This is a genomic window from Streptomyces sp. NPDC054840, assembly GCF_053611065.1.
Window position 1 is genome coordinate 1 of sequence record NZ_JBSGZP010000372.1, and the last position, 7,298, is coordinate 7,298.

A 7,298-nucleotide genomic window follows, 5' to 3' on the forward strand; every position below is an offset into this window, starting at 1 on the left:
CCTCTGGGGATACGGGCCCTGACGCGTTGGCGGCGCACCGTCGCGTGCGGCCCCGAGAGGGACGTCTGGGGCCGTGGAGCACCCGCGGCATCCGTGAACACCTCCGGGCCGCGCCCGCCCCTCCTGCGGGCCCCGGCGGGCCGCCCGCGGGCCGTGGGCCTTGGGGCCGTGGGCCGTGACGCGGAATCCCTCGTTCGCATGATGTGTCTCGCGAAGCGCGTCCCCTTTACGGGGCGCATTACCCGATGTACAAGAGTGATCGTCTGTGACGGGAGTCACCGCATGAGTTTTTGAGACTCATACTTTTATCGCACCCATACGCCTGCTCAATAGAATATGTGCAATGGCACCTACCCCGCCGATAACTCTCGCGCGCTTGAGAACCGCCCTGACCTGGGCATAAAAAAGATCGCGCTGGACCCGGCGGAGTCCAGCGCGATCGAACGACCTTGGACCTGTTGGGGCAGGCCCGGCCGTATGAAGCTATGTGGTTTCATCGGATTGGGGGACCCGATAAACCCGTTGAAGCGGGGTGTTAACGCGACCTCAGGCCTCGCTGCGCTGCTGCGGAATTCCCGCGAGCAGTGCGCGAACCTCGGCCTCGCGGTACCGGCGGTGTCCACCCAGGGTGCGGATGGACGTGAGCTTGCCAGCCTTGGCCCAGCGGGTGACCGTCTTCGGGTCCACGCGGAACATCGTGGCGACCTCAGCCGGGGTCAGCAGCGGCTCGGCATCAGGGGTGCGAGCGGTCATGAGCGGCCTCCTCGGGAGAACCGAACCATCTCGGTTCTTTCCTCTAAATTCTGCACCTTGGCCCGCGTTGCCCGAAATGGACATACGCGGGCCGAGTCGGTTATAGGACGAACGGCTTGTCCTCGGCACTACAACTACACCATCCGTCCAGCCTCGACGGCCAAACCGACGGAATTGCCCTCCGAGGTGTTCATCAGCGGCGGAAGCCGATGGACCGCCCCATAACGGACAGTCACCCCACTGTGACGATCAGTCACAGAGCGATCAGGAGTCACCAGACCCCCCGTAGCGTGCAATGCTGAGCATTCCGCCCTTAGTTGGACGGAAGGAACCCTCCCCGGACTCCTTGTCCTATTTTGGCACGAGGGTAGGGGAAGGGCGCAAGGGTGTAGTTAGTGCGGTCCGTCACGCTTGGGCCAATGGCCCGTATCGGGACGTAGGTCCTGGCACTACGTCCTAAATGACACGATCAGGCCTCTGATCAGCCAGTATTCACTGATCGACCGATACCGGACGATACGTGCGACCCCCCTCTCGGGTGAAACAAGCCACACAGGCCCCTTTCGGCCTAATTCGCGAAAAGTCGCTCCCGGACCGCCCGCCACCGCTCGGCCAGCCCCTCGTACACCTCGTTCGCGCCCTCCGTGTCCCCGGCCCGCAGGGCCGCGATGCCCGCCGCGAGGTCCCCGGCCGAGCGGTCGGCCGCCAGCCCGTCCGCCGGCAGCGCGTGCACCAGCCCGCCGTAATCCAGCTCGACCATCGAGCGCGGGTGGAACTCCTCCAGCCAGCTCCCCACCTCCACCAGCCCGTCGGCGAGCGTCCCGTACCCCTCCGCGTCGCGCAGGGCCCGCAGCGCCCGGGCGAGCCGTCGCCGGGCCTGGACCATCGGCGTGCGGTAGCGCAGCCGCTCGGCCGGCACGTAATCCCGCTCCTCGTCCGCCACCAGGACGAACCAGCGCAGCGGGACCTGCCACACCCCCGTACGGATCCACGGGCGGGCGTCGGGGTTCCGTTGGCGCCAGCTCTCGTAGTCCTCGGCCGCCCGCCGGCGTGCCCCCGGCGGGAGCGCCGCGTCCAGCACCGGGCGCGGAAACCACTCCACGAGCTCCTGCAGCGCCAGCCAGCCGCGGAGCCGGGTGCGCCACGGGCAGACCAGCAGCACCCCGTCGACCACCGCCGTGAAGGCGTCCGCACTCTCGTGGGCCGGCACCCCCATCACCGGGACCCGCACCAAGTCCGACAGCGACCGGCGCAGTTCGTCCTGGGCGGTCGGAGTCACCCCGCGCCGGGCGTAGTCGGCCCAGTGCGTGCGCTCCGGCTCGGTGAAGGCCGCCAGGGGCTCGTAGACGCGCAGGTAGGAGGCGTACGGGACGGTCGGCGCCGAGCGCGCGGACGGCAACGGGAGATCGGAGGATTCGCTCACGCTCACGTACTGCCCTTCCGCGGGGCCGGGTTCACCTCCGGGCGTTCCCGCGCCCTCGCACCACGGGAGTGTTTCGATCCTCGGACAGGGCACCTACGGGCGGCCCTCAGGTCTTACTCTGCTCCCAGCACGCCCTCCCCCACCCGCAGGGCGGGCGTCTTTCCGCCGCATCTCTTCCATGGGAGTCACCACCGTGACCGAAATGACCGACGGCGTCCTGCACACCCTGTTCCGTACGGAGCAGGGCGGCCACGAGCAAGTCGTGCTGTGCCAGGACCGCGCCACCGGCCTGAAGGCCGTCATCGCCATCCACTCCACCGCCCTGGGCCCCGCCCTCGGCGGTACGCGCTTCCACGCGTACGCCTCCGACGAGGAGGCCGTCCTCGACGCGCTGAACCTCTCGCGCGGCATGTCGTACAAGAACGCCCTCGCCGGTCTCGACCTCGGCGGCGGCAAGGCAGTGATCATCGGCGATCCGGACGTCCTCAAGAGCGAGGAACTCCTCCAGGCCTACGGCCGGTTCGTGGAGTCGCTCGGCGGCCGTTACGTGACCGCCTGCGACGTCGGCACCTACGTGGCCGACATGGACGTCGTGGCCCGCGAGACCCGCTGGGCGACCGGCCGCTCCCCCGAGAACGGCGGCGCCGGCGACTCCTCGGTCCTCACCGCCTTCGGCGTCTTCCAGGGCATGCGCGCCAGCGCCCAGCACCTGTGGGGCGACCCGACCCTGCGCGGCCGCAAGGTCGGCGTGGCCGGCGTCGGCAAGGTCGGCCACTACCTGGTCGAGCACCTGCTGGAGGACGGCGCCGAGGTCGTGATCACAGACGTACGGGAAGAGTCCGTACGCCGGATCCTGGACAAGCACCCGGGCAAGGTCACCGCGGTCGCCGACACGGACGCGCTGATCCGCACCGAGGGCCTGGACATCTACGCCCCCTGCGCGCTCGGCGGCGCCCTGAACGACGAGACCGTCCCGGCGCTCACCGCGACGATCGTCTGCGGCGCGGCGAACAACCAGCTCGCCCACCCGGGCATCGAGAAGGACCTCTCGGACCGCGGGATCCTCTACGCGCCCGACTACGTGGTCAACGCGGGCGGTGTCATCCAGGTCGCCGACGAGCTGCGCGGCTTCGACTTCGACCGCTGCAAGGCCAAGGCCACGAAGATCTTCGACACCACGCTGGAGATCTTTGCTCGCGCGAAGGCGGACGGCATTCCGCCGGCCGCCGCGGCCGACCGGATCGCCGAACAGCGGATGGCCGACGCCCGCGCCGCGCGCGCGGTGTAGGCATTCCCCGGGGCTCCTGGGCGGGCCCGCCGGGGTGCGGCGAGACGGAACTCACTGCACTTCGGCGGGTCGCCCGCCAGGAAAAGGCTAAAATCGCAGCTGACCAGCGAGGACGGGGCGCCTTGTTGGTTCTGCACCGGGGCGCGTCATGCGGGCGGCGTACCGTATGGCCGCGGAAGCAGGTACCGTTAAACCCCTACGGACGGTCTCTCCACGGAGAGCCCGCTCCGAACCATGAACGCGTGTCAGACTCTGGGGCCGTCGAGCCCCGTCACCGAGGGGGTCGAGCCATGGGGCGCGGCCGGGCAAAGGCCAAGCAGACGAAGGTCGCCCGCCAGCTGAAGTACAGCAGCGGCGGGACTGACCTCTCGCGCCTGGCCAACGAGCTGGGCGCATCGACCGTGGAACCGCTGCCTGTCAGCGAGCCGGTCGAGGTAGACGACGACGAGCTGGACGAGGACGACCCGTACGCTCGGTACGCGGACCTCTACAACACGGATGACGACGACGAGGACGAAGAGTCCGGGCCGTCGTCACAGCGTCGCGGCGCTTGACGCCCTGAGGCGTCTGCACGACAGACAAAAGACTGAAACCCGGTCCAGGGCATCGCCCCGGGCCGGGTTTCAGTGCTGCTCAGCTCGCGTAGGAACCGGTCATGGTGGCGCCTTCGGTGTGGTCGCCACGGTCCAGGATCTCGCCCGCGACCCACGCGTCGACACCCCGGTCGGCCAGCGCGGTCAGCGCCACGTCCACCGACTCACCCGGCACGACGGCCATCATGCCGACGCCCATGTTCAGGGTCTTCTCCAGCTCCAGCTGCTCCACCTGACCCGCCGTGCCGACCAGATCGAAGATGGCGCCCGGGGCCCAGGTCGAACGGTCGACCGTGGCGTGCAGGTGATCCGGGATGACCCGGGCCAGGTTCGCCGCGAGGCCACCGCCCGTGATGTGCGAGTAGGCGTGCACCTCGGCCGTACGGGTGAGGGCCATGCAGTCGAGCGAGTAGATCTTCGTGGGCTCCAGGAGCTCCTCGCCGAGGGTGCGGCCGAGCTCCTCCACGTGCTGCTCCAGCGACATCTTGGCGCGCTCGAAGAGGACGTGGCGGACCAGCGAGTACCCGTTCGAGTGAAGGCCGGACGAAGCCATCGCGATGACGGCGTCACCCGTACGGATGCGATCCGCGCCGAGCAGGCGGTCGTACTCGACGACGCCCGTTCCGGCACCGGCCACGTCGAAGTCGTCCGGGCCCAGCAGGCCGGGGTGCTCGGCGGTCTCGCCGCCCACCAGGGCGCAGCCGGCGAGGACACAGCCCTCGGCGATGCCCTTGACGATCGCCGCGACACGCTCGGGGTGCACCTTGCCGACGCAGATGTAGTCGGTCATGAAGAGCGGCTCGGCGCCGCAGACGACGATGTCGTCCATGACCATCGCCACCAGGTCGTGGCCGATGGTGTCGTACACGCCGAGCTGGCGGGCGATGTCCACCTTGGTGCCGACGCCGTCGGTGGCCGAGGCGAGCAGCGGGCGCTCATAGCGCTTGAGGGCGGAGGCGTCGAAGAGGCCGGCGAAGCCGCCGAGGCCGCCGAGGACCTCGGGGCGCTGCGTCTTCTTCACCCACTCCTTCATCAGCTCGACGGCGCGGTCGCCCGCTTCGATGTCCACGCCTGCGGCTGCGTAGCTGGCACCGGTGGTCTTCTCTGTCATGACAGGAGAGAGCTTTCGTGTCGTTACTGCGTGTGGTGCCGGGCCCTGGGAGAAGCCTCAAAGACAGGGCCCGGCGCAGGTGGAGCCAGGGCTACGGGCGACGGAGCGCGTCGGCGGCGTCCGTGCCGCCGGCCAGCTCGGTCTCCAGGAGCTGCTTGCCCAGAAGCTGCGGGTCGGGCAGCTCCATCGGGTACTCGCCGTCGAAGCAGGCACGGCAGAGATTGGGCTTCTGGATGGTGGTCGCCTCGATCATCGCGTCGAGCGAGATGTAGGAGAGCGAGTCCGCGCCCATGGAGGTGGCGATCTCGTCGACCGTCATCCCGTTGGCGATGAGCTCGGCCCGGGTGGCGAAGTCGATGCCGAAGAAGCACGGCCACTTCACCGGCGGCGAGGAGATCCGGATGTGGACCTCCGCCGCGCCGGCCTCGCGGAGCATCTTGACCAGGGCGCGCTGGGTGTTGCCGCGGACGATCGAGTCGTCGACGACCACCAGGCGCTTGCCGCGGATGACTTCCTTGAGGGGGTTGAGCTTGAGCCGGATGCCGAGCTGGCGGATCGTCTGCGAGGGCTGGATGAAGGTCCGGCCCACGTAGGCGTTCTTGACCAGGCCGGATCCGTACGGAATCCCGCTGGCCTCGGCGTATCCGACGGCGGCGGGCGTGCCGGACTCCGGCGTCGCTATGACGAGATCGGCGTCGACCGGGGCTTCCTTGGCCAGGCGCCGACCCATCTCGACACGCGAGAGGTAGACGTTCCGGCCGGCGATGTCGGTGTCCGGGCGCGCCAGGTAGACGTACTCGAAGACACAGCCCTTGGGCTTCGCTTCCGCGAATCGCGAGGTACGGAGACCGTTCTCGTCGATGGCGATGAGCTCGCCCGGCTCGACCTCGCGGACGAAGCTGGCGCCGCAGATGTCGAGGGCGGCGGTCTCACTCGCGACCACCCAGCCGCGCTCCAGGCGGCCGAGGACCAGCGGGCGGATGCCCTGCGGGTCACGGGCGGTGTAGAGGGTCCCCTCGTCCATGAAGACGAGGGAGAAGGCGCCCTTGACCTGAGGCAGGACCTTGGCGGCCGACTCCTCGATGGTCAGGGGCTTGCCCTCGTCGTCGGTCTGACCGGCGAGCAGGGCGGTGACCAGGTCGGTGTCATTGGTGGCGGCCACCTGGGTGGCACGGCCGTCCTGACGGGGGAGGTCGGCGACCATCTCGGCAAGCTCGGCGGTGTTCACCAGGTTGCCGTTGTGACCCAGGGCAATGGAGCCGTGGGCGGTCGCACGGAAGGTCGGCTGGGCGTTCTCCCAGACGGAGGCCCCGGTGGTCGAATAGCGGGCGTGACCGACCGCGATATGACCTTGGAGCGAGCCGAGAGAGGTTTCGTCGAAGACTTGGGAAACGAGGCCCATGTCCTTGAAGACGAGGATCTGGGAACCGTTGCTCACAGCGATTCCCGCGGACTCTTGTCCGCGGTGCTGCAGTGCATACAGTCCGAAGTAGGTGAGCTTGGCGACCTCTTCACCCGGAGCCCAGACACCGAAGACGCCGCAAGCGTCCTGGGGGCCCTTTTCGCCGGGGAGCAGGTCGTGGTTGAGTCGTCCATCACCACGAGGCACGCTTCCGAGTGTAGGCGAGATCGACCACTGGTCCGAATTGGGGACGGCCGGGAAATGTCACAGCACGGAGGGTGACGGATCCATTCCGTCTCGGTATCCGGAATGCCCTTGTTGACAGCCCCATGGGCATTCGCACAGGCTCTCGCCCCATGCAGCCTCCCGGTGACCGAACCGTCACCCTCGTCGAGCGCCGGCACGTGGACCTCGTCCGTGTCGCGAGCGCCATCTGTCGCTGTTCTGCGTAGTCACACGCCGCTTTTTCCCTCTTCTGTTTTCCTGATCCCTGCCCGAGCCCGCCCTGCCGTGCCGCGCGCCGTCCCGCGCCGCCCGGGGCGGGCCGCCGGGCCATGCCTTGGAGTACCTGTGACCTCGTACGAACCCAGCTTGACCCGGCGCGCCTTCGGCGGCGCGGTCGGCGTGACCGCGGCCGCCGCGGCGGTGGGGCTGGGCGCCTCCCCGGCTGCCGCCTCCCCGGCCCCCGGGGACGGGCGGAACGCGCCGCGTGAGCGGGAGTTCCGGGC

At 69.0% G+C, this 7,298-nt stretch carries 7 protein-coding genes; 3 read left to right on the plus strand and 4 right to left on the minus strand.

All coding sequences use genetic code 11. From position 1 onward, the window contains the following. Positions 1-546 precede the first annotated feature (546 nt). Both bldC and ACWGIU_RS24015 read right to left on the minus strand, forming a co-directional pair. Positions 547-753 (minus strand): developmental transcriptional regulator BldC, encoded by a 207-nt coding sequence (gene bldC, locus ACWGIU_RS24010; protein WP_003949541.1) that lies wholly within the window; start codon positions 751-753, stop codon positions 547-549. Between the two features lie 568 nt (positions 754-1,321). After that, positions 1,322-2,176 carry a hypothetical protein gene (locus ACWGIU_RS24015; protein ID WP_453708944.1) on the minus strand — a complete coding sequence of 285 codons (855 nt, stop codon included), beginning with the start codon at positions 2,174-2,176 and terminating at the stop codon, positions 1,322-1,324. A 178-nt stretch (positions 2,177-2,354) separates the two neighbouring features. On the opposite strand from ACWGIU_RS24015, the gene ACWGIU_RS24020 reads away from it, so the two are divergent. Then, positions 2,355-3,464 (plus strand): Leu/Phe/Val dehydrogenase, encoded by a 1,110-nt coding sequence (locus ACWGIU_RS24020; RefSeq protein WP_453708946.1) that lies wholly within the window; start codon positions 2,355-2,357, stop codon positions 3,462-3,464. A 290-nt stretch (positions 3,465-3,754) separates the two neighbouring features. Then, positions 3,755-4,018 (plus strand): DUF3073 domain-containing protein, encoded by a 264-nt coding sequence (locus ACWGIU_RS24025; protein WP_150261950.1) that lies wholly within the window; start codon positions 3,755-3,757, stop codon positions 4,016-4,018. A gap of 79 nt (positions 4,019-4,097) precedes the next feature. Here the strand turns inward: ACWGIU_RS24025 and purM are convergent, their stop codons facing one another. Together purM and purF are read right to left on the minus strand one after the other, a co-directional pair. Then, positions 4,098-5,168, minus strand: a complete 1,071-nt coding sequence (gene purM, locus ACWGIU_RS24030) for a phosphoribosylformylglycinamidine cyclo-ligase (protein ID WP_453708948.1) — start codon at positions 5,166-5,168, stop codon at positions 4,098-4,100. Between the two features lie 91 nt (positions 5,169-5,259). Continuing rightward, positions 5,260-6,777 (minus strand): amidophosphoribosyltransferase, encoded by a 1,518-nt coding sequence (purF, locus tag ACWGIU_RS24035; protein WP_030726287.1) that lies wholly within the window; start codon positions 6,775-6,777, stop codon positions 5,260-5,262. A 149-nt stretch (positions 6,778-6,926) separates the two neighbouring features. Here purF and ACWGIU_RS24040 point away from each other — a divergent pair, with 149 nt between their 5' ends. After that, positions 6,927-7,022 carry a putative leader peptide gene (locus ACWGIU_RS24040; RefSeq protein WP_453708950.1) on the plus strand — a complete coding sequence of 32 codons (96 nt, stop codon included), beginning with the start codon at positions 6,927-6,929 and terminating at the stop codon, positions 7,020-7,022. The last annotated feature ends 276 nt before the right edge of the window (positions 7,023-7,298 follow it).

Excerpts from the sequence above, each read along its gene's own strand:
- bldC (WP_003949541.1), bottom strand. The coding sequence starts at position 753 with ATGACCGCTCGCACCCCTGATGCCGAGCCGCTGCTGACCCCGGCTGAG.
- ACWGIU_RS24020 (WP_453708946.1), top strand. The coding sequence starts at position 2,355 with ATGGGAGTCACCACCGTGACCGAAATGACCGACGGCGTCCTGCACACC.
- ACWGIU_RS24025 (WP_150261950.1), top strand. The coding sequence starts at position 3,755 with ATGGGGCGCGGCCGGGCAAAGGCCAAGCAGACGAAGGTCGCCCGCCAG.
- purM (WP_453708948.1), bottom strand. The coding sequence starts at position 5,168 with ATGACAGAGAAGACCACCGGTGCCAGCTACGCAGCCGCAGGCGTGGAC.
- ACWGIU_RS24040 (WP_453708950.1), top strand. The coding sequence starts at position 6,927 with ATGCAGCCTCCCGGTGACCGAACCGTCACCCTCGTCGAGCGCCGGCAC.